This is a genomic window from Streptomyces sp. NPDC050485 (assembly GCF_044458185.1).
Taxonomy (GTDB): Bacteria; Actinomycetota; Actinomycetes; order Streptomycetales; family Streptomycetaceae; genus Streptomyces.
The window spans coordinates 1-18910 of the sequence record NZ_JBITHR010000038.1; the positions used below are offsets into that span (position 1 = coordinate 1).

Genomic DNA, 18910 nt, shown 5'->3' on the forward strand with positions numbered 1-18910 from the left:
CAGATCACCCAGCTCGACGACAAGGCCCAGGCACTCACCCTCTACCGCGCCGAACTCATCGAAAAGCTCAACGGATACAAGACCAACTAACACCCACAACCCACCACCCCCAACACCCGGGGCGGCCCCCAAACCACCGAGGGCCGCCCCCAGGCCCGGCCCCGGCACCCTCCACCCGAGGCCGGGCCACCCCCACCCCACACCCGACTACGCCCCCTCCGATGGGCCATTGAAGGGGCCGTCATGAGCCACCAGCCTCACACTGCGTGCAGTCTCCGCCCGAGCGGATACGTAACTCGCAACGGAGCCCTAAGACGAGGGCAATGCCCCTACGACGCCCAATGGGCGGTGGCGAACGGACAAGGCGGCGAGAAGTTCCTCGCCTGTCCACGACACCTCAGCTCTCTGGTCGACCTCGCTCTGAAACGCAGCACCGCAACTTCCGTATCCGTCGTGCCGATCGAGCCCGCACGCGAAAGACCGGAGGCCCTGGCGGCGCAGGAGGCCATCGCTCGCCGCAAGCGAGCCGAGCAGACGGCGCTTCGAGCGCTCAGGGACGAGCACTCCCAGCGCTACGAGCAGCTGGTCAGGATGGCCTACCTGAACGAGACCCGCGCCCGTCCCTGACCGTGGGGACACTGACGCCTGAAGGCGATGCACGCCATGCCTGACACAGTCCACTTGAACGCGGCCAACGGCCACACCATGGAGTACACGGTCCTCGATTACGAGGACGACGGAACGCCCAGGGTCTCCCAGTGGGATGCCGTTCACAGCGATAGGTGCCCTTGCGCGACCAGCGACGCGCCCTAACAGAGCACCGGTACACCACACACCCCGCACCCGCCCCGGCTGGGTCGAGGAGTGCGACAACGAGACGGAAGGGGGAAGCGGACCTCTGCCCCGACAGCCACATGGGGCGGCTCGACGGTCCGCGCCCACCCACGCCGCTCATACGCCCGAGAGAGAACTGACGCGTTGTTCTATTTGATGAAATGCCCCTGTTGCGGCAGCCCGACAATGTTTGACGAACTGGAACGTCACACCGCCCCGAGCCTCTTGATCGACCCCGAGACGGGCTTGCCGCCCGGTATCTCTCCTGACGGTCACCGTGTGGTCCCGTCACCAGAGGCCACAGCCAGAGCACGCAAGCAGCCCCTGTGCCGGTCGTGTATCGATGACGTAGAGGCCGGTGGCGCGGTGCTCTCTGCACGCCTAAAAGGCGCACAGAGCGCGACGGCCTTCGCATCCGAAATGCCCCTCCTCGACGACGAGGGTCGGGTGATGGCCGTCCGCTGTCCGTCAGCCGGGTGCGGTGCGGTCGTCGATCTGATCAACGGCAGACTGGATCGTCACGTCGTGCGCGGCCGGGAGTGCCGGATGTCGGGCGTACCGGTGGTGGTAGGTGACTGAGTACGAAGTCGGCGACGTCGACATGTCGGAGTTCCTGTGGAGGCTCCACGGTGGTCTGCCCGAGCGTGAGCTCTGGTGACCATCTACCGTCCCCGAGAGGTCAACTGCGGCCACTGCAACGAACCAACTGGGGGCCCGGCTGGCGGCTTGGCCGGAGATACCCATACCGAGGGCGGCGACTATGTCACCTCCGTCGACCCCTGTGTGCGCTGTGAGGTTCACACCTACGGCACCTTGGACCGCTGTCCCGACGACTGCCCCGACTGCGCCGAGAACGACGGCGCCGCGTAAGGCATCTGGCCGAGTGTGGAGTTGATCCCAACATGAGTACCCCCGTCCCGGGGACCGGAGCGACGAAGCGTCGCCCGTTGCGTCGCAAGGTCAAGAATGCTCGGACTGGCTCCGTGGGGAGCAAGATCCTGCCGGGCCGGTACAGCGACGAGGGCGAGAAGGGGCCGTGGTTCCGCCGCCTGGTTCGCCGCGCTGAGACTCGCAGCTGGCGGCGTGAGGCATCGCGGTTCTAACGACCACCGTCAGCCTGGCCTCTGAAGTCACGCCGGACGGCTGGAGAGCCGCCCACATGCCTAACGCCGCTGGTCCACTCCCCGCAGGGTGCGAGGGCGCCGGCTGACAGGACGAAGGCCGTCTGCTTCACCACTGCCGCTGCCGACAACGCGCGGCGTTTCCCCCTCCCTCTTCGTGCGCGCCCTGAGTGGCGCTCTATCTTAGGAAGAAACGTGTCTGCTGATCTGCAGCTCTGTATCCATTCGGCTCCCGCTGGCGAGCTCGTCGCGCTTCTCGACCTCATGCGGGAGCACGGGCTCCTCGGCGAGTATGAGCGTGGCCCTGCCGAGGCCCTCACGCTGGGGCAGGTCTATCGCGCCCAGGACGCCGTGCTGGGCCTCTGCGAGGAGGTCGCCGCGCGGCTTGAGGAGGACGCCCCGAACGCAGTGTTCGAGCTGTGGCAGGACCCTCACTGGAGCGTCGACGGGCACTACCACGCGTACGCCCCGCAGGTCGGCCATTTCGAGGCTGGCTGCGATGCCGAGGGCGTCCCGCATATCGGCGTGCACGACCTCATCCAGAGGCTGAGCAGCAACCCCGGAGCGGCGCTCGCCGACTGGATGGCGACAGAGGGAGCCAGCCTTCTCGGCGTCGCGGTGCTCGCCGTGGTGGGCGAGTACCGCGCACGGCAGTCGCCCGGCTCCTGATCCAGCTCTTCCCCCTTCTCACCCCGTCCGGGCCGGATCGCCGGTGATGCCGATGAGGAGGCGCAGCGTTGCGGCTCCGCGATGGCCCGAGGGATCGGACGACGTGCATCTCGGTCAGGCCCTCGCCCGGGCTCCCCCACTCAACGATTCACTGGAGAACTGATCATGGCGGACATCCGTATGCGCGTCCTCGGGCGCTCCTGGGAGCGGACCACCGTTTCTGCCGATGCCGGAAGACGTGAGGAAGTGTTGATCGCCCTTTTCCTCAGGGCGATGGAGATCGTCCCCGAACTGCGCGCGTTGCCCGATGACTTGGAGGCGTACACGGTGCGCTGGGACGGCGAAGGGATGTCGGTCTACCACCCGGATGTGGAGCAGGCGGTGTTTCGCGCCGAACCCGAATCCGAATGCCCCGCGCAGGGGGGTGCTCCCGTCACGACGTGGCCGCCCGAGCTGTGGCGTGAGGAGCGCGGTCACGACTTCTACGTGGCTCCGGAGGCGCTGGCCGAGATCCCGGGTCTGTGGGCAACGGTCTTGGTGGCGCACGAGCACCAGGTGGTCCATCTCCGCTACTTCTCCCCTTGGGGCGAGTGGTACGTCGTGGAGGTCGACGACGCGAGCGGCGAGGCCTACGGGTGGTCGTGCCTGGGTGCCGACCGGTCGCAGGGCCGGTGGGGCCGTATCGATCTTCCGGCTATTGAGTCGTCCTGTCCGGATGGCGATCTGTCCCAGCTGGTCGTTCGCGACGTGGGATTCAGGCCCGATGTCGCGGCGAATGTTTTGCCGGAGGGGCGTCCTCACACTGCTTGCGAGGACGCGAATTGTCTGGTGTGCCCACCCGATTTCATGGCGGAGTATGTTGCTCGGCTGCGGGGCGTTATCGCGAAGCACGGGTTTGCCGTACAGGCGGTTCTTGCTGATGAGGGTTCTGCCGCCTATTGCTACACCATCGGTCTGCATGAATCTTTGGGGTATGAGTTCGTGATGGCTGGCCTGGACGTCAGGGCGATGCAGAGCGTGATCCATTCCGTCGTTGAGCGGTTCTCTGGATCGTCTGGTCCGGTTGCCGATGTGGCTTTGGACGGGCTCCTTGCGAACGGATTCCAGCTGCTCATGCGGCGGGTTGATTCCTTGGAGCCCTTTTCGATGCTGCGGGCGGTGTACGGCAGGGAGGCCTCCGCCGTCCCGTACTGGCAGGCCGTGTGGCCCGATCGTGACGGTGTCTTTCCAACTGACGCCTCTTGCTCGCTTTCCGCTGGAACGCAGCCGCTTCTATAGCCCCTTACTGGTTCCCGGCTCTTTACGTCGCTGTTCTAGGAGATATTTTCATGCGTCAGCCTGAACCATTGGATGCTATTGACGAGCTTCGGCTCTTCCTGGATTTCGCCGTTCCGCTGTTCGGCGCGGATATCGCACACAAGATCAGGCAATGGGGTCATTCTCGTGAACAGGCAAAGAGCTGGCTGCGCGCTGAAGTCCAGCGTGCTGGTGGCAGCTTGGGTGAGAACGGTGATGTGCTTCAGTTCAGCGATGGTCGTCCTCGGTCTGGACGCGCGCGGAGCCGCGTGGTCCGGACCGCGAGTGACCTTGCTCGTGGAGTGGCAGCCGCGGCGCTGCTCGCCCAGCTGGAGGGGAAGCGCGGTGTCGAGGCTTTCGGTGGCTTCTACGGTCACGGCCAGGCCCGCTGAGGCCGACAGGGCCCGCGTCCAGGACGGTGCGGGCGGTGTCGTCGCTCGGGACACCTCTCCTGTATGGAAGCCGGCCGCGTGAACGTCTTACGGGAGTCTCGGCGCCGGATTCATCCTAGGTACCCAGTCCTGGCCGGTGAGTTGAGCCGGCAAAAGCCGTGCAGGGACTCTCGGTTCACCCGTTAGGCTCGCCGTGGCCCGTGCCGGAGTGGAGTGTGCGGGATAGGCCCCGGTCCCCGTGACGGGACGCAGTACGGCCGGGGCCGCCACTCCTTTCTGCTCCCCGGGCCACGGACGACTGGCGATCAGGCAGGGCCTCATACGGCGGGCGAGTGCCTCCGGCCGTGGTTCTGAGGTAGCTCAGTCCGGGCGGGTGAAGTCGTGAACTTGTGAAACCCGGCGGCGGAGGGCCGGATCGCCGGTGGACACTGCCGGGGTGCCGACGGATTTGAAGAGCGCGCTGGCCGCGCTGGACGCCCACGAGCCGGTTTCCCTGCTCGGGCTGCGCGAGACGCAGTGGCTCGACGCGAAAGAGGCCCCGTACCAGTTGGCGGACCCCAAAGCGGTCGAGGAACTCGCAAAGGATGTCGCGGCGTTCGCCAACGGCGGCGGCGGGGTCATCGTCATCGGTATCGCTACCCGCCTCCACCATGACGAAGAGGTCCTGGACCACATCGCCGGGGTCGACCCAACCGCGGTGAACCTGGACCAGATCCGCAAGCTGATCCGTCAATGGATCACGCCTGCTCCTCGCGGCGTGCGTGTCGGATGGTCCGGCGGCGACGGCGAGCTGGTGGTGTTCATCAACGTCCCTGCGCAGGCTGTCGACACTCTCTTCGTCGTACCGGCACCGGTGGGCAAGCCCGGCTCGTCCCGCACCGACACGGTCGCCGTGCCGATGCGGGACGGCGACAGCACGCACTGGCTGCCGCGGACCGAGATACAGCAACTGCTCTCCGCCGGTGTCCGAGCCTCAGGCATGCCCACTGCCCAGGCCCTCACGGAGCTCGTACGGCGGGCCGTTTCGGAAGCCGGGCCGGACGGCGGACTGCGGGTCGGTCAAGGTCTGCCCGGCCGGGAGCGGGAGATGCGGGCGGCCTACGAGCAGTTGGCCGAAGCAGGGCTGGGGCAGGCGGCCGGCGAGGCATGGGCGCAGGGCTCGGCCGCTCTGCAGGATCTGCACCACGAACGAGATGGCGAACCGGGCTGGGTGCTATGTCTGGTGGCCGGGCGCCCTCCGGTCGCCATCGCCGCGCCCGTCTGGCAGGCGCTCGTTGAAGCCGGCCGGCATGCCCCGGGCCAGGATCCGCTCGCGGCCATCGGCCTTCCCCGCCCCTCCGAGGACACGGACATGCCGTGGGTGATCGCGGCCGACTCTCGGAGTCTGGACCTCGACGGCGGATCGTGGGGCGCGGGCCGCCTGACGTGTTCGGGGCGCGGCGTGTGGCGGTGGCAGCCGCTCCCCCGCTTCAGCCTCAACCAGGGTCGGTCGGCCGAGAACTGGACTTCCGGCCAGACGCCGGCGCTGCGCCTGCGCGCCCTGGTGAACCTGCCCTGGGCCGACCCGGGCACGCTGGAGATCAGCAAACCCCGGCGCACTGTGCTCGAACAGAAGCTTCCGCACAGCGCGGTGGCCAGGGCGGTGACGATGCTGTCCAGGCGCCGGGGCGCCGATCTGCCTGCCGCTCGCTGGGAACGGAAGCCCTTCGGCAACTCGGCCCGTTCCGTCGGCTACACGTGCGTCATCGTCGGACCGAACGGCGCCCTGGCGTTGAAGGCTTCCGTCATGCTCGCCCTGCCCACCGCGATGCAATCCACCGTGGTCGCCTGCGCGGACGTCCTGATCGAGAACCCAGCAGCGTGGGCAGCGGCCCTTGGCTCCGGTTGGGACACGCAGTTGGGCTTCGACGAGGTCCAGGCTGTCCTGCTGAGCGCGTGGGAGACAGCGGCCGAGCTGCTGCCCGACGTCGTCGGTGAGCCTGCTGGGCTGTGGTGGGCCGCCCCGCCCACCACCGAACTGCGGATGACGTGCGAACAGCCCGCCGAGAACGGCGTCCTTCCGGACCTGGACACGCTCGTCGACCTGGCGCCGCTTGGCGCCAACGACGGCGGCACCAGGTCGCGGATGGCCGTCGCCATCGCCGCCGCGCCGGTCATGGACCGCGCAGACCGCCAGAGCCTGCTGCGGGAGGCGCTGGTGCACATGGCCCGCGAATTCGGGTACGTCGACGCGGAGATGGACCTGCTTAGGTGAGCGCATCCTCGAGGCAACGTGCTCAGCCGGTCTGGGAGAATCCTTCGCTCGGCTCCTGATACGCCGTGCTCTGTCGGCCGTACTCGGCGCGCGCGGTCTCCAGCAGGCGCCGCCAGGAGGTCACCATCGGCCGGCGGCGTAGGAGTGCTCGCCGTTCCCGCTCGGTCATCCCTCCCCATACTCCGTGCTCGATGCGGTGATCGAGGGCGTGGGCGAGGCACTCGGTGCGCACGGGGCAGCCGGTGCAAAGGGCTTTGGCCTGGTTCTGGGCTGCGCCGTCGGCGAAGAGTTCGTCCGGATCGGCGGTTCGGCAGATCGCGTGTTCACTCCAGGTCTCCTGGTCATCGCTGGTCACCCCGAGGCGTCCTCTCCCCGGTGCGGCCCGCCGTTCTCCCCTGGGCAGGCGCAGTCCGAAAACGGTACGGCAAGCGCGCGGGGCATGGGACATCGCCGTGTCACAGCAACCCCTTCGGGTGACGGGGGCCTTGACGGAGGTCCCCGACTCCTAACTTGGTTCAGCGAGTGGCCAAGCACCCGGGCATGGCGGGCGTCGGCGGCGCGGGCCGGGCGCTGCTCGGCGACAGCCAGGACGGCGGCGGTCTCTTCATCAGTCCGTGCCTCCCCCCGAGAAGAACTGGGCTGTCCCGAAGGCTCCTTCACACCGAGGTGGGCCTCGTCCTGTTGTACAGAGGTACGGGCGAACACGCCCTTCCCCTTGACCTCGTAGACCAGGCCCTCGCGTTTGAGCAGGCGCACCGCGTTCTGCGCGGTCGAGTTGGCAATGCCGAAGCGGTCTTGGAGCTCTCGCGCGGAAGGGAGTCAGTGTTCGGACGCGTCCTGATGCTCGATACGCTCGGTCGCTGTACTGCACAGACACGGGGAATGGCATGAACCAGGCGCTCTATACGGAACGGTCGTGGAATCCGCTGGCGCGGACAGTCGAGCTGACGGAGCAAGACCTGCGTCACAGCCGCGGGGTCACGCCGCTGAGCGAGCTGAACCTGCCGGCCATGGCCGAGGCGTTCCAGCGCGGCCACTGGCTCGGCGGCGGCGGCACGGAACGTCCGTTGGATCTGCTGGCCGCGGGCAGTGGCGTCGTCCCGGTGACCCGCGTCACCGGCACCACGGCTCCCGTGAAGGTGCGCCAGGCCGCCGAGTTCGCGAAGGCACTTGGAGAATTGGCGGTGCGGCACTGTGGTGGCCCCGCCCAGATGAACGCTTTGGTCGAGCAAGCGCGGGTGGAGGGGGTGCCGCTGTGGATGGCCCGGCGGTACGCGGACGGACCCGCCGGTCCTGTGGGCGTGGCGGTGGACCGTCGGCTGGTGCGCGTGGACGTGTGGGGGCCGGACGCTCCACCCGTACGGATACGGGCGCCGCACGGCTTCCTGAGCAACACCGCTGACCAGGCGCAGGGGCTGCGGATGACCGTTGGAGACGTACCGGCCGCCCTGATCCTGAAGAAGAAGCTGCGCAAGTCCAAGAGCTACGCGCAAGCGCGGCTGCCCCAGGGGGTCTGGGAGCTGCGACGGGCAAACTACACGAGTTCCTGGTTGCTGCGCGGCGAGCAACGGGTCGCCCTGATACAGTGCCCCCCGCGCCGCACGCACCGCGACCCCGACACGATGCTGCTGCCCCTGGCGCCCGTGCAGTACGAGAGCCCGGACCCGTTGGACGCGGTCATGGCCCAGGCTTTCGCGGTCGCCTTCGGCCTGGGCGACACCACTGGCACGGCCCGCTTCCGGCTCCCGCGCCCGCACGCCCGCGCCGCCGAACCGGTCGCCACCGACGATGCCTGGGACCGCCCCTGGTTCAGCAACCTGGGCAGCGGCAGCGACGACAACGAACCGGGCGGCTCGGACGGCTGGGGCTCCGACGGAGGAGACGGCGGCAGCGGACACGGAGGCGGGGGCGATGGAGACGGGGGAGACAGCGGTGGCGGCGACGGTGGTGGGGGCGACTAGCGGCAGGGGCAAGCCCACGCCCAAGGCGCGGCCGGACAGGCCACCACCGAGGCGGCACAGGTCGACGTGCAGCCGCGCCACCGGTGCACGACGTGCGCGACCCGCTGCCCCTGGCGGACTCCTCCGCGGACGCGGTCTTCGCGTACATGCTGCTGTGCATGGTGCTGTCCACGAAGGAGATCCACGCGGCGGTCGGCGAGATCCGCCGCGTCCTGCGGACCGGCGGGACCTTCGTCTGCACCGTCCGGCACACCGGTGACGCCCACTACGGCGCCGGCACCGCGCACGGCGACGACATCCGGGAGAACGGCGGCTTCGCCGTCCACTTCTTCGACCGCGCCCTGTTCAACGCCCTCGCCGACGGCTGGACCCTCAACGAGGTCCACGCCTTCGAGGAGAGCGACCTGCCCTGCCGCCAGTGGCGCGTCACGCAGACCCTGCCCCGATGACCGCGATACCTGCACCGGACATCACCGTCGACGGCACCGTCCTGCTCTGTGTCACCCTCATGCTCCGCCTGCGCAGGCAGATCGACGGCACCGCGCCGGTCACCCTCGTCCACGTCATCGCCACCGACCAGGCCGCCCCACTCGGCCTGCCCGCCTGGTGCCACATGACCGGCCACACCTACCTCGGCCCCGACCCCGACACTGACCAGCCGACGTACGCACTCCAACTGACCGCCGGCGTGCTGCCCACCCGCCCTGACGCACCCTGACACCCCATAGCCCCCTCCTCACTCATCCTCGTCCCGGCCGGCTGCAGCGGGGTCGCGCAGCGGACGCGGCATCCGTTGGCATCCGGCCACGAACGAGCGGCCCCCAGCCCCTGTGCTGCCGAACTGCTGTAACGCCGGACCTTGCCCTCTATCGTGGTTACAGAACGTGAAGGGGGCGGCGTGGTGCGCGATTCCAGGCTGGTGCAGACGGCGGTCATCGGCGATGAGCACTCCGATGTGCCCGTCGTCCTGCCACCCGAGGCGATCGAGCTCGACGCCTTCCGCCACGCCCACGAACGGGACACCTTCTGGTGCGGTGTGCTGCTGGGCGGCTGCGGCGCCCAGCTCGCCACCAAGCTCTACGTCGATCGTCAGTGCCACTTCCAGCACTTCCCTCAGCCGAACGGCATGCCGAACACCTGCCGCCGGCCGGCCGTGGGCGAATCCAGCGCGGACCACCTGTACGTGAAGTCGGCGATGACCCGGTCGCTTCTGGATCACGGCCGCGCCGCACGCTTCGTCTTCCCGCCGCCGATCGGTTCCCTGGTCGATGTGGACCTGGAGGACGGCACCTCCTTGCGCATCCACATGGACGGCTCCGTACGGCCCGACTGGGACAACACCGAGCGAACAGTGGTTCTCGGACCCGGTGTTGTGCCGGACCCGGACAGGCTGACGGGCTGCCCCTACGTCTACCGGGTGCGGTGCGACAGCGACGGCGCCACCCGCCGGGTCTGGATCGGGACCCAGAGCCTGGCACACCCCACCGACTGGATCCCGCTCAGCGAATGCACCTGGAGCGACGAGGGCCTGCTCACGCCCACCGCAGCCCGTCTCCTGCACACCCGCCCCACTGGCCCGAGCCGTGCCACTGCCGCGCCCGCCGGACCGGCCGCACACACCGGGGCCCTACCGGAGAGCGTGCTCACGTTCGTCCGCGGCCTGGAGGCCGCGCAGCGGACCGGAACCGTCGAGCACGTGCGCCGACTGTGCGCCGGCAGCGACCCCTTGCTTCAGCGCCTCACCCCACCGGTGCGCGCCGAGGCAGAGAAGGCCCTGGCGGAGGCTCGCGCATGGCTGGCCACGCACGAGGAGTACCAGCGATGCCTGTTCGCCGATCTCGATGCGGCTGTCCGCGAGCGACGCGCCTGGGACGTGCGCTCCCGCCTGCAGCAGGCCGCCGCGCTGACCCGGCGCGGCGCCAGCGCCTCGGAACAGCGTGTGCTCACGGCCGCACGCACCTACCTGCACGGGCAAGACCACGTCGTTGAACCCCGTGCCACAGCGGCGCACCGGCGGAAGGCGCACCACAGGCCAGCGACGCCGGCCCCGAAGAAGCCCCGTCCGGCCACTCAGCAGAACAAGAAGTCGCAGCAGCGGCAGGAGGCGGCCGCGGAAGCACGCAAGCTGCTCAAGCGCCTGCGCCGGGAAGAGCGCTCCCTGTCCCCCGCCGAGCTGAGGAAGCTGGTCAGCAAGCTCGCGCGCGCGGCGCGGTCCGCGGGCGACGCCCTTGACCCCAAGGACCGTCTGGCGGTCGTGTCCTGGGAGCGCAAGGCGGAGCGGAAGAACCGGGCTCTGAGCACCCGCGATCCCTCGCACGCCGACAGGACACGGTCGGCCAGGGACAGGGACCGCCTCCCCGCACGCACGCAGCTCGACCCGCTGGCGGACGCGGTCCGGGCGATCATGCAGAAGGCCGCGTCCACGGGAACCACCCTCACCTGGGGCCAGATCCGCCAGCAGTTGCCGCCAGGGCTGCCGCCCCTGGAGCGCAACGAGCAGACGGCACTGCTGATACGCGTCGATCGCAGCCGCGACAGCAACGCCCCGCTGCTGTCCGCCCTGGTCACCGGCGCCGACCACGACATGCACCCGGCCTATCCCCGCATCGCAGCCGCCCTGGACCGGCCACCGGCAAACGGTCACCTGGCAGCTCTGGCCCAGTGGGCGGTGGAGGTGTCCCGCTTCCGGCGCAGCCCCGCGAAGTAGGGGAACCAGGCGGTATGAGGAGTCCGCCGGGGGCGCGTCATCTGCACTTTCCGTAGGGAGCTGTTCCGTTGAAGCTTCGGGTCAGCTCGCGGTTGGCTTCCCGGGCCGCGGCCAGTCACGGGCCGCCCGTTGATCGGCCGTGCCGGTCCGGCTTCGTGGTCGTGCTGAGCTGGTGCGCCAGGCGCTTGCGGCCCGCTGAACAGCGAACGAAGGTCAAATTTCCGCCCCTTCTCCTCAAACTCGGGCTACGGTTCGGTTCTGCATCGCACGAAGGGGGACATACATGGAGACCACTACTGAAACCCGGTACGTCGGGCGTCCGCCGGGCATAGTGACCCGGACGGACGGGCTGACCGACCGGCAACACCGGATCGTCGACGCCATCCGGTCCAGCATCATCGACCGCGGGTATCCGCCGTCGATGCGGGAGCTCGGGCAGGCCGTCGGGCTCGCAAGCCCCTCGTCCGTCGCCCATCAGATCGGTGCGCTGGTGAAGAAGGGTGTCTTGCGCCAGGACCCGAAGCGTCCGCGCGCCTACGTCCCCACCGCGGCCGTCGGCACCGAGGCCGGCATCGGCCCGGACGCGGGCCCCGAGCCCACCGCATCCGACCCCTCGGTGGTCCACACCCCGCTCGTCGGACGAATCGCCGCCGGCGTTCCCATCACTGCCGACGAGCACGTCGAGGATGTACTCGCGCTGCCGAGGCAACTCGTCGGCAGCGGGTCGCTGTTCGCGCTCACGGTCAGCGGCGATTCGATGATCAAGGCCCACATCATGGACGGTGACACCGTCGCCGTCAGGGTGCAGCCAGATGCCGAGAACGGCGAGATCGTCGCGGCCCTGATCGACGGCGAGGCGACGGTCAAGCGCCTCAAGCGTGAGGGCTCGACGGTGTGGCTCATGCCGGAGAACGATGCCTTCGAACCGATCTGCGGCAACACGGCCTCCATCCTCGGCAGGGTCGTCGCGGTCATGCGCAGCTTGTGAGCACGCCGGTTCGGGATTTCGGCCGGCCCACGAACGGACGGCCGCTGTGGTTGACTCCTTCTCTTTCGCTGGGGATGGGAAACGCATGAGCGACGAGACGACGCCGGACGTGACGTGGGAAGAGATCGCGGACAGCTGGCGGCTGGACGAGCTGGTCGAAGGCCGGATGCGGCCCACCACGAGCGACGACGTGCTGACGCTGATGACAATCGGGGCGCTGCGTAGTCGCCAGCCACTGAATGAGGCCGCGCGGCGGAATGCCTTCGACGCCATGATGGCGGCGGCTGACGGCGGCACGGGGGCCGAAGGGGACCAGATCCCCCGGGATCCTGCCCGTATCGAGCAGACTCGCCAAGCCGCGCGGCGTGCCCTCGAAGAGGCCCAGCAGCAACGCGAGGAGTGCCGGTGACCGCCTCCCACAGGGCGTTCGCGGTCAGCGCGTTCTCGTCGACGCCTTCGGTCGGACCGGGGCCGACCAGGGCCACCCAGCCGCTGCCGGAGCGGACCACCGTGAATCCGGCCGGCTCGGCGTGCTCGGTCACCCAGTTCAGTCCGCACCCGCAGTGGGTGTCGTGGTAGCGGCGCCACTTCGTGCCCAGCGCCTCGTAGACGAGCTTGTCGCCGTGCTTGGTGTCCCGAGTGAATCCCGACATCGGCGCAATGTCCGACCGTGGCCGGCCCGGGTCAGCAGGGCGTCACCCGAACGGGCCCGGCCTCTCCCTCGCCGGGGCGAGAGGCCGGGCCCGTTATGGGGACGCGGTACCAGGAGGGCGTTTCGGCCGTACCGCCGGTGTATGTGACGCACGGCCCGCGAGCGGGGCATCCTGAGCGGCATGGACTTCCAGCCGGTTGTGCGCGCCTCGGAGGCGTTCCAGCAGTCACTGACCGCGGAGGAGATCGGGAAGGTCTGCCGACGGGCCTTCGGGGTCACCTCCATGCCGGTGTCCGCTGTCGAGCTGGGCACGGGGATGTACAACAACGTCTATCGCGTGACGGTGGCCGGACAGGAGCGGCCGGTGATCCTCCGGGTCGCCCCGGAGCCCGCCCGGCAGTTCCGGTCCGAGCGGCATCTGATGCGCAACGAGTACGCGTCCGTGCCCTACCTCACGGTGATTGCGCCGCTGATGCCGCGGGTGATCGCGGTGGACTGGTCGCACGAGGTGATCGGCCGGGACTGGATGGTGCAGAGTCTCCTCGACGGCGTCCCGGCTCCCGAGCGCCTGGGCGCCTATCCCCGTACGGTCTGGCCGACGTTCTTCCGGCAGCTGGGTGGCATCACCCGGTCCGTGCACGACGTGGTCGGCCCGTACTTCGGACCGGTCGACGGCTCGGGGTACGCCACCTGGAGCGAGGCGGTGATCGCGTCGCTGGAGGAGATCGCCGCCGACCTGGACAGCGTCGGCCTGGACGCTGCCGATGTGCGGAAGGTCGCCGCAGTGGCCGCGCACGAGTGCTCCCTGCTCGACGAGGTCACCGAGCCCAGGCTGCTGACCGGGGACCTGTGGACCGTCAACGCCCTGCTGGACCAGGCGGCCCCCGAGCCGGTGATCACCGGCGTGCTGGATTTCGATCGCTGCCTGTTTGGTGATCCGGCAGCCGACTGGACCATCCGCATGGCGACGGCCAGGGCGGACGAGCGGACCGCGTTCTGGGAACCGTACGGCGCCCTGGACCGCTCGCCCGCGGCGGTGTGGCGGGCGCGGGTCTACGAGGCCCGGCACTTGGGCGCGATCCGCCTGGAGCGCCACCGGCTGGCCAAGGCGGACGCGGTCCGCGAGAGCTATGGCGCGATGGCCGAGGTGCTTGCCGGCCTGACCTGACCGGGACCGTTCTCCGGGGTCGGTTCGACGTGGATGCGGATTCGGCGCAGGAGTGCGTCGGCCCGCTCCTCGGCCTCGTCGGCGTCCGGGCCGGTGACCACGAACGACCCCAGCCGGTGGCCGTTGGCTCCCGGCGCGTGGACGAGGCCGCCGATCGCCGCCCGCCAGCGGACGAACGGCACGCCCGGCCCTGTCTTCGGGAACCCGCACACAGACGTCAGCCGTCCGGCGCGCGGGCTGGTCACGAACCGTACGGTGGCGTACCCGCAAGTGGTGGGGGCGAGTGCGGCCGGGCGGGCAAGGGCGACATCGAGCAGCGCCGCCCAGACGTCGATGCCCAGGGCGTGCTGGATCAGGACCCCGATCTGCCCGGCGGCGAGACGGGCACCGAGCTCGATGACCACGCACCGCCCGTCCGCGCCGAGGATGACCTCGGTGTGCGAGGCGCCGTGACGGATACCGGCTGCCCGGATCGCCGCCTCCACCTCCCGGTACACGGCCGCCTCCACGGCCGGGGGCAGGAAGACGGGCAGGCTGTGCCCCGTCTCGACTCTCTTCGCGCCGCCGGTCACCTGCTTGCGGGTCACGGCGAGGTGCGTCGTGGCGCCGTCCTGCGTGAGGGACTCGACGCTGTACTCCGTCCCTGCGGCGTACGCCTGGACCAGGATGCCCGGGTCGCCGCCACTTCCATACATGCCGACAGCCTTATGGGCGACGTCGGCGGCCTCAGCCGCATCAGCTGGGCCGCTCACCACCGTGACGCCAGCGGAGCCAGCCCCGGACGGAGGCTTGACCACGCACGGGAAGCCGACCTGCGGGTCCGCCAGCGCGAACCGCAGCCCGTCCTCGTCCCGGACGAGGACCGTGTACGGCGCGCGCACCCCGGCCGCCGCGAACGCCTCGGCCATGGCGGCCTTGTCCCGGGCCGCCCGCGCCCGGCCCGGATCGTTGCCGGGCACCCCCAGCTCGGCGCAGAGGCGCGCGGCGAGCTCGGTCAGGTACTCGTTGACGGTCAGCACCGCGCCGACACCGCGGCGGCGGGCGTATACGGCGATCTCGTCGAGAGCCCGGTCGGGCCGGGCGAAGTCGGTGACGATGTGCCCGGCCAGCAGGCCCTTCAGCTCCGGCCCGTAGTCCACGTACGCGGCGGCGGTGGTCGCGGCATGGACCTGATGGCCGCGGCCGGCTGCCACCGTGGCGAGAAGACCCGCCTCGGGGCCGGCCGCGTCCAGCAGCAGCACGCCCGGAAGGGTCACGACAAGTAGTCCTCGAAGCCGCCGGTGCGGTGCGTGTCCAGGGTGAAGCAGTGGAACCCGCCCCCGAACAGGCGCCGGTGGCGGTGGCGTACGGGCACCACGTCGAAGCCCTCGGCCTCCAGCAGCTTGACCAGGCCGGTGCACTCCTCGTTGACCAGTACCGTGCGCTCGTCGACGGAGAGCACGTTGAGGTCGATGTAGGGGCTGGTGAGGACCAGGTCCTCGCAGTCGTCGTAGACCGGGAAGGCCCCCGGGTCCGGCTCCGGCGGCACGATGTGGCGCCAGGAGCGCAAGCGTTCGGGCATCAGGTCCCGGATGCCGTCGTGCCGGGCCAGGAACACCCCCGGCTTCAGGGCGAGGACCATGCTGTCGATGTGGTTGTCCGCCATCCGCCACACCCGGTGGATCCGGTATTCGTGGCCGAGGTGCCTCTCCAACCATTCGACGCCCCGCGCGTGGTTGGCCTGCGCGACGTTGACGACCAAGTCGCGGCCCAGCCGCAGCACCTGCGCGCCGTCCAGCATCATCTCCACGCCGACGTCGTACGGGCTCGGCAGCGGGTCGTCGATGGCCTCCGTCGGCCCGCCCAGGGTGGTCGCGGTGTCCCGTGCGTACGACAGGTCGAACGACATGTCGGTGAGGGTGGGGCGGGGCATCGTCGTCCACCGCGCGCCCTCCTCCCAGTAGGCGGTGAAGACCGGGGCGAGCAGGCGGGTCTCCAGATAGCGGGAGCGGATCGCGGGCGGCGTCTCGATGATCTCGCCCCCGATGATCAGCGTGTTGTCGCGGATGTTCAGCGCCGGGGTCGGGGCGGCCTCCCAGCCCAGGCCTGCGATCGGAGCCGCGTCCGCAGGCAGGGGCAAGGGCCGGTGCACGGTCACCCCGAGCCCGGCGAGCACGGCGGCCAGGGCCTCCACGTCCTCGTGCAGCTCCTCGGCGTACCGCGCCTTGATGGTCCAGCTCTCCCGGTGGCCGGCCGCCGCCCTCGTCAGGCGCGGATAGGCCCAGTCCGACCGGAAGCCCTTCAGGTTCTCGTGGTGGAACAGCTCGAAGCTGACGTCACGCTCGTGGGACAGGTAGTGGGCGGCGGACCCGACGATGACCTCCTTGAGCGGGGTGAAGTCGTCGTGACTGTTCAGGCGGGGCATGGGCGTTCCTCTCGGGTGCGCGGGGCGGGGCGGGTCAGGGGGTGCGGGGTGCGGCGGTCACGTGCCGGTCGGCGAGGGCGCGGCCTCGACGGACCCTCAGGGTCAGGCCGCCGCCGTTGTCCGGCTGGAGGGTGCGCTGCTCGCTCCAGCCGGAGAACCGGAACTCGGCACCGCCTGCCGGGACGAGGGCGAAGGTGCGCCCGGCGATCGTGAGGGCGAGGACGTCGCCGGCGTGGTCGATGCGTGCGGGGATGAGGGAGCCGTCCAGCGGGGCGGGGGCGTCGAAGTCCGCGAACCCGGACGGCAGCAGCGCCTCGTACGGCAGCCCGGTGGGCCAGGCAGGAGTCTTGGCCGGGGCAGTGTGGTTGAGGAGGACCTCGCCGTGGGTGAGGAGGTCCTGCCAGGAGGTGGGGAACCAGGCTGCGAGGTCGGCGGTGAGCAGGGCGTCGATCACGACGTGGACCCGGGTGACCGCCTGGCTGGTGTTGCGCACCAGGTGCTCGCGGGAGAAGTCGCCGTACCAGCAGGTGCCCGGCTGCCAGCAGTGTTCGACGCCGTCCAGGACGAGCACGGCGCCCGGGTCGGTGACGACGGGGATGTGCAGGCGCACGATGCCGCGGTCCAGGCGGTACTTGGGGTCGCTGTGCGCCTTCGAGACGGCGCCGGGCCCCAGCGCCATCAGCCGCACCGCGTTCAGCGGGGCCGGGATGGAGGCCAGGATCTCCGCGAGGTAGGGCAGTTGGGTCAGCCAGCGCGTGGCCGCGAACGGCTGCGGTCCCGGGCCGCCCGGGTCCGTGCGCTCCGGATCGCCGCCGAGGCTGCGCAGCGGCAGGACTCGCCAGTCGATCGCGGCGGGCCGGCCGACCTGCCCGCCGTAGGTGTGGATGCGCTGCACGTTCCAGGTGTGGGCGGTGACAGCCGCGAGTTCGGCGGCGAGTCGGCCGGAGTCGAAGACGGGGGAGAGCTGGGCGGCCTCGGCGGCCTCGGCGGCCGCGGTGAGCGAGGTGGTGGTCATGGGTGGGCTCCCGGTCAGGAGGAGAAGGACACGGCGCCGGTGCCGATGTGCTGGCTGGCGTCGTAGGTGCCGGCGGGCACGTTCGCGAATCGGGCGTCGAGCCGGTCGAAGGTGCCCGCGTGCCCCTCGGCAGGGTCGTAGGCGAGGCAGAACACGAACTGCACCGGCTCCCTGGGGGCCAGGGGGATGGCGGGCATCGACACGATCACCCCGGTCCGGGTGGCCGGGTCGTAGGCCAGGCCCAGCTCGTCGAGTGCGGCCAGGAAGGCGGCGAAGGAGGGGACCGCCCAGGTGGGCGGGACGTGGTACTCGACCACCTGGCGGGCCGGTTCGGCGGCGACGTTGACGATGCCGTGGGCGATCGACTGGTAGATGTGCAAGGACCCGGAGACCTGGGCGTTGACTTCCGTGAACACCACTCTGCCGTCGGGCAGGACCAGGGCGTCCGCGCTCAGGTGCCCGCGGTAGCCGAGTGCCCGGTACGCCTCGGCGAGGCGAGCTCCGCCGTCCAGCAGCGCCGCCCGTACCGGCTCGGTGACGCCGTCCAATGGCACGACCTGGTGGCTCAGGCGCCGCCCGACGTACAGCAGGCGGCCCGTCTCGGTGGCCCGGGTGTCCGCGTCGGAGGCGTAGTGCTCGGAGTACACCGCATCCGCGCAGGGCGCGAAATCCTCGACGACGACCGGCCACCGGCCTTCCCCGCTCGCCCATGGCCACCGCTCGGCCCAGTACGCGGCGATGCCGTCCGGGCCCGGGGCCAGGTGGTGCAGGTGCCGGGCGCCGACGTGGTCCACGGCCATCTGTGCATCGCGCACGAGCAGCTGGTTGCCGACCCCGGCCCCGTTGTGCGCCTGCTTGACGACGACGGCTCCGGACACGGAGTGCTCCAGCAGCGCGCTGGTCGCCTCGATCGCCTCGGCGCGGCCGTGGCAGACCCGGCCCGGCAGGATCGGCACCCCGGCCGCAGCCGCCAGGGCCCGGAAGTTGGCTTTGCTGTTCCCGATCTCCCCGCCGCTCTGCCCGAAGAAGGCCGCGCCGGGGAAGCGGTCGGCCAGGCCCAGGGCGTCGGCGAACCGCGCCACGGCGGCCGACGGCCACAGCGCGAACACCTCCGTCACGGCGCCGACCTCGGCCGGACCGAGCGCAGCCCGCACCCTGTCCACGAACGTGGGCACGCTCAGCGAGGCCGGGTCGAGCAGCCGGTCGCCCCAGGCTCCGGCCGGGGCGGCCAGCACGGTCAGTTCCCCGCGCTTCACACCGGTGTGGGCCAGGGCGTAGTCGACGAACGCCGCATCCGGCTCGCAACACAGGATGAGCAGGTCACGGGGGCGGGCGAACCAGAGCAGGCGCTGCGTCCAGGCCCGCATGTCGCCGCGCTCGCGGATCGAGGGATCGATGTGGTTGCCGATGAGGATGCGCACAGCGGACTCCTGAAGACGTGGGCGGACA

Annotated in this window: 20 protein-coding genes and 1 pseudogene; 13 read left to right on the forward strand and 8 right to left on the reverse strand. The window is 70.2% G+C overall.

Features of this window, described 5'->3' with window-relative positions; genetic code table 11:
* The first annotated feature begins 348 nt into the window (after window positions 1-348).
* Window positions 349-627, forward strand: a complete 279-nt coding sequence (locus ACIBK6_RS38600; RefSeq protein ID WP_399057570.1) for a hypothetical protein — start codon at window positions 349-351, stop codon at window positions 625-627.
* A gap of 36 nt (window positions 628-663) precedes the next feature.
* The gene (locus ACIBK6_RS38605) at window positions 664-813 is read left to right on the forward strand and encodes a hypothetical protein (protein WP_399057572.1); all 150 of its coding nucleotides are present in this window, start codon (window positions 664-666) and stop codon (window positions 811-813) included.
* A 489-nt stretch (window positions 814-1302) separates the two neighbouring features.
* Here ACIBK6_RS38605 and ACIBK6_RS38610 read toward each other — a convergent pair whose 3' ends face one another.
* Window positions 1303-1437 (reverse strand): hypothetical protein, encoded by a 135-nt coding sequence (locus tag ACIBK6_RS38610; RefSeq protein ID WP_399057573.1) that lies wholly within the window; start codon window positions 1435-1437, stop codon window positions 1303-1305.
* 713 nt (window positions 1438-2150) lie between these two features.
* Here ACIBK6_RS38610 and ACIBK6_RS38615 point away from each other — a divergent pair.
* Both ACIBK6_RS38615 and ACIBK6_RS38620 read left to right on the forward strand, forming a co-directional pair.
* Window positions 2151-2624 carry a hypothetical protein gene (locus tag ACIBK6_RS38615; RefSeq protein ID WP_399057575.1) on the forward strand — a complete coding sequence of 158 codons (474 nt, stop codon included), beginning with the start codon at window positions 2151-2153 and terminating at the stop codon, window positions 2622-2624.
* Window positions 2625-2789: 165 nt separating this feature from the next.
* The gene (locus ACIBK6_RS38620; RefSeq protein ID WP_399057577.1) at window positions 2790-3902 is read left to right on the forward strand and encodes a DUF4262 domain-containing protein; all 1113 of its coding nucleotides are present in this window, start codon (window positions 2790-2792) and stop codon (window positions 3900-3902) included.
* Between the two features lie 35 nt (window positions 3903-3937).
* Here the strand turns inward: ACIBK6_RS38620 and ACIBK6_RS38625 are convergent, their stop codons facing one another.
* Window positions 3938-4297, reverse strand: a complete 360-nt coding sequence (locus ACIBK6_RS38625) for a hypothetical protein (protein WP_399057579.1) — start codon at window positions 4295-4297, stop codon at window positions 3938-3940.
* 451 nt (window positions 4298-4748) lie between these two features.
* Between ACIBK6_RS38625 and ACIBK6_RS38630 the strand changes: the two genes are divergently transcribed.
* Complete coding sequence (locus tag ACIBK6_RS38630) at window positions 4749-6566, forward strand: RNA-binding domain-containing protein (protein ID WP_399057581.1); 1818 nt, start codon at window positions 4749-4751, stop codon at window positions 6564-6566.
* 22 nt (window positions 6567-6588) lie between these two features.
* Here ACIBK6_RS38630 and ACIBK6_RS38635 read toward each other — a convergent pair whose 3' ends face one another.
* Window positions 6589-6921 carry a WhiB family transcriptional regulator gene (locus tag ACIBK6_RS38635; protein ID WP_399057583.1) on the reverse strand — a complete coding sequence of 111 codons (333 nt, stop codon included), beginning with the start codon at window positions 6919-6921 and terminating at the stop codon, window positions 6589-6591.
* A pseudogene (locus tag ACIBK6_RS38640) lies at window positions 6918-7373 on the reverse strand (hypothetical protein); the annotation flags it as partial. The gene ACIBK6_RS38635 and the pseudogene ACIBK6_RS38640, both read right to left, overlap by 4 nt.
* An 80-nt stretch (window positions 7374-7453) precedes the next feature.
* Between ACIBK6_RS38640 and ACIBK6_RS38645 the strand changes: the two are divergent.
* The 8 genes from ACIBK6_RS38645 (at window position 7454) to ACIBK6_RS38680 (ending at window position 14042) form a co-directional block, all read left to right on the forward strand.
* Window positions 7454-8527 (forward strand): hypothetical protein, encoded by a 1074-nt coding sequence (locus ACIBK6_RS38645; RefSeq protein WP_399057585.1) that lies wholly within the window; start codon window positions 7454-7456, stop codon window positions 8525-8527.
* 92 nt (window positions 8528-8619) lie between these two features.
* Entirely contained in the window at window positions 8620-8976 is a 357-nt protein-coding gene (locus ACIBK6_RS38650) for a methyltransferase domain-containing protein (protein ID WP_399057587.1), read from the forward strand.
* On the forward strand, window positions 8973-9245 hold the full coding sequence (locus ACIBK6_RS38655) for a sulfurtransferase TusA family protein (protein ID WP_399057589.1): 273 nt from the start codon (window positions 8973-8975) through the stop codon (window positions 9243-9245). The genes ACIBK6_RS38650 and ACIBK6_RS38655 overlap by 4 nt, the downstream gene beginning before the upstream one ends.
* A 183-nt stretch (window positions 9246-9428) precedes the next feature.
* Window positions 9429-11234 (forward strand): hypothetical protein, encoded by a 1806-nt coding sequence (locus ACIBK6_RS38660; RefSeq protein ID WP_399057591.1) that lies wholly within the window; start codon window positions 9429-9431, stop codon window positions 11232-11234.
* A gap of 283 nt (window positions 11235-11517) precedes the next feature.
* Complete coding sequence (gene lexA / locus ACIBK6_RS38665) at window positions 11518-12222, forward strand: transcriptional repressor LexA (RefSeq protein ID WP_399057593.1); 705 nt, start codon at window positions 11518-11520, stop codon at window positions 12220-12222.
* Between the two features lie 85 nt (window positions 12223-12307).
* On the forward strand, window positions 12308-12631 hold the full coding sequence (locus ACIBK6_RS38670) for a hypothetical protein (protein ID WP_399057595.1): 324 nt from the start codon (window positions 12308-12310) through the stop codon (window positions 12629-12631).
* Window positions 12628-12801 carry a hypothetical protein gene (locus tag ACIBK6_RS38675; protein WP_399057597.1) on the forward strand — a complete coding sequence of 58 codons (174 nt, stop codon included), beginning with the start codon at window positions 12628-12630 and terminating at the stop codon, window positions 12799-12801. The genes ACIBK6_RS38670 and ACIBK6_RS38675 overlap by 4 nt, the downstream gene beginning before the upstream one ends.
* A gap of 254 nt (window positions 12802-13055) precedes the next feature.
* Window positions 13056-14042, forward strand: coding sequence for a phosphotransferase family protein (locus tag ACIBK6_RS38680; RefSeq protein WP_399057599.1), 987 nt, complete (start codon window positions 13056-13058; stop codon window positions 14040-14042).
* Here the strand turns inward: ACIBK6_RS38680 and ACIBK6_RS38685 are convergent.
* The 4 genes from ACIBK6_RS38685 to ACIBK6_RS38700 are packed head-to-tail and all read right to left on the reverse strand — an operon-like array spanning window position 14003 to window position 18882.
* Complete coding sequence (locus ACIBK6_RS38685; protein ID WP_399057601.1) at window positions 14003-15298, reverse strand: ATP-grasp domain-containing protein; 1296 nt, start codon at window positions 15296-15298, stop codon at window positions 14003-14005. The genes ACIBK6_RS38680 and ACIBK6_RS38685 overlap by 40 nt on opposite strands.
* Entirely contained in the window at window positions 15295-16446 is a 1152-nt protein-coding gene (locus ACIBK6_RS38690) for a glycine amidinotransferase (RefSeq protein ID WP_399057603.1), read from the reverse strand. Before ACIBK6_RS38690 ends, ACIBK6_RS38685 begins: the two co-directional genes overlap by 4 nt.
* Window positions 16447-16480: 34 nt before the next feature.
* Window positions 16481-17461 carry an aspartyl/asparaginyl beta-hydroxylase domain-containing protein gene (locus ACIBK6_RS38695; protein ID WP_399057605.1) on the reverse strand — a complete coding sequence of 327 codons (981 nt, stop codon included), beginning with the start codon at window positions 17459-17461 and terminating at the stop codon, window positions 16481-16483.
* A 14-nt stretch (window positions 17462-17475) separates the two neighbouring features.
* Window positions 17476-18882, reverse strand: coding sequence for a peptide ligase PGM1-related protein (locus tag ACIBK6_RS38700; RefSeq protein ID WP_399057607.1), 1407 nt, complete (start codon window positions 18880-18882; stop codon window positions 17476-17478).
* Between the last annotated feature and the right edge of the window lie 28 nt (window positions 18883-18910).

What these genes read in the sequence shown, in the direction of transcription:
- ACIBK6_RS38695 (WP_399057605.1), bottom strand. Translation starts at nt 17,461, where the DNA reads ATGACCACCACCTCGCTCACCGCGGCCGCCGAGGCCGCCGAGGCCGCC.
- ACIBK6_RS38645 (WP_399057585.1), top strand. Translation starts at nt 7,454, where the DNA reads ATGAACCAGGCGCTCTATACGGAACGGTCGTGGAATCCGCTGGCGCGG.
- ACIBK6_RS38605 (WP_399057572.1), top strand. Translation starts at nt 664, where the DNA reads ATGCCTGACACAGTCCACTTGAACGCGGCCAACGGCCACACCATGGAG.
- ACIBK6_RS38655 (WP_399057589.1), top strand. Translation starts at nt 8,973, where the DNA reads ATGACCGCGATACCTGCACCGGACATCACCGTCGACGGCACCGTCCTG.
- ACIBK6_RS38680 (WP_399057599.1), top strand. Translation starts at nt 13,056, where the DNA reads ATGGACTTCCAGCCGGTTGTGCGCGCCTCGGAGGCGTTCCAGCAGTCA.
- lexA (WP_399057593.1), top strand. Translation starts at nt 11,518, where the DNA reads ATGGAGACCACTACTGAAACCCGGTACGTCGGGCGTCCGCCGGGCATA.
- ACIBK6_RS38690 (WP_399057603.1), bottom strand. Translation starts at nt 16,446, where the DNA reads ATGCCCCGCCTGAACAGTCACGACGACTTCACCCCGCTCAAGGAGGTC.
- ACIBK6_RS38610 (WP_399057573.1), bottom strand. Translation starts at nt 1,437, where the DNA reads ATGTCGACGTCGCCGACTTCGTACTCAGTCACCTACCACCACCGGTAC.
- ACIBK6_RS38620 (WP_399057577.1), top strand. Translation starts at nt 2,790, where the DNA reads ATGGCGGACATCCGTATGCGCGTCCTCGGGCGCTCCTGGGAGCGGACC.
- ACIBK6_RS38670 (WP_399057595.1), top strand. Translation starts at nt 12,308, where the DNA reads ATGAGCGACGAGACGACGCCGGACGTGACGTGGGAAGAGATCGCGGAC.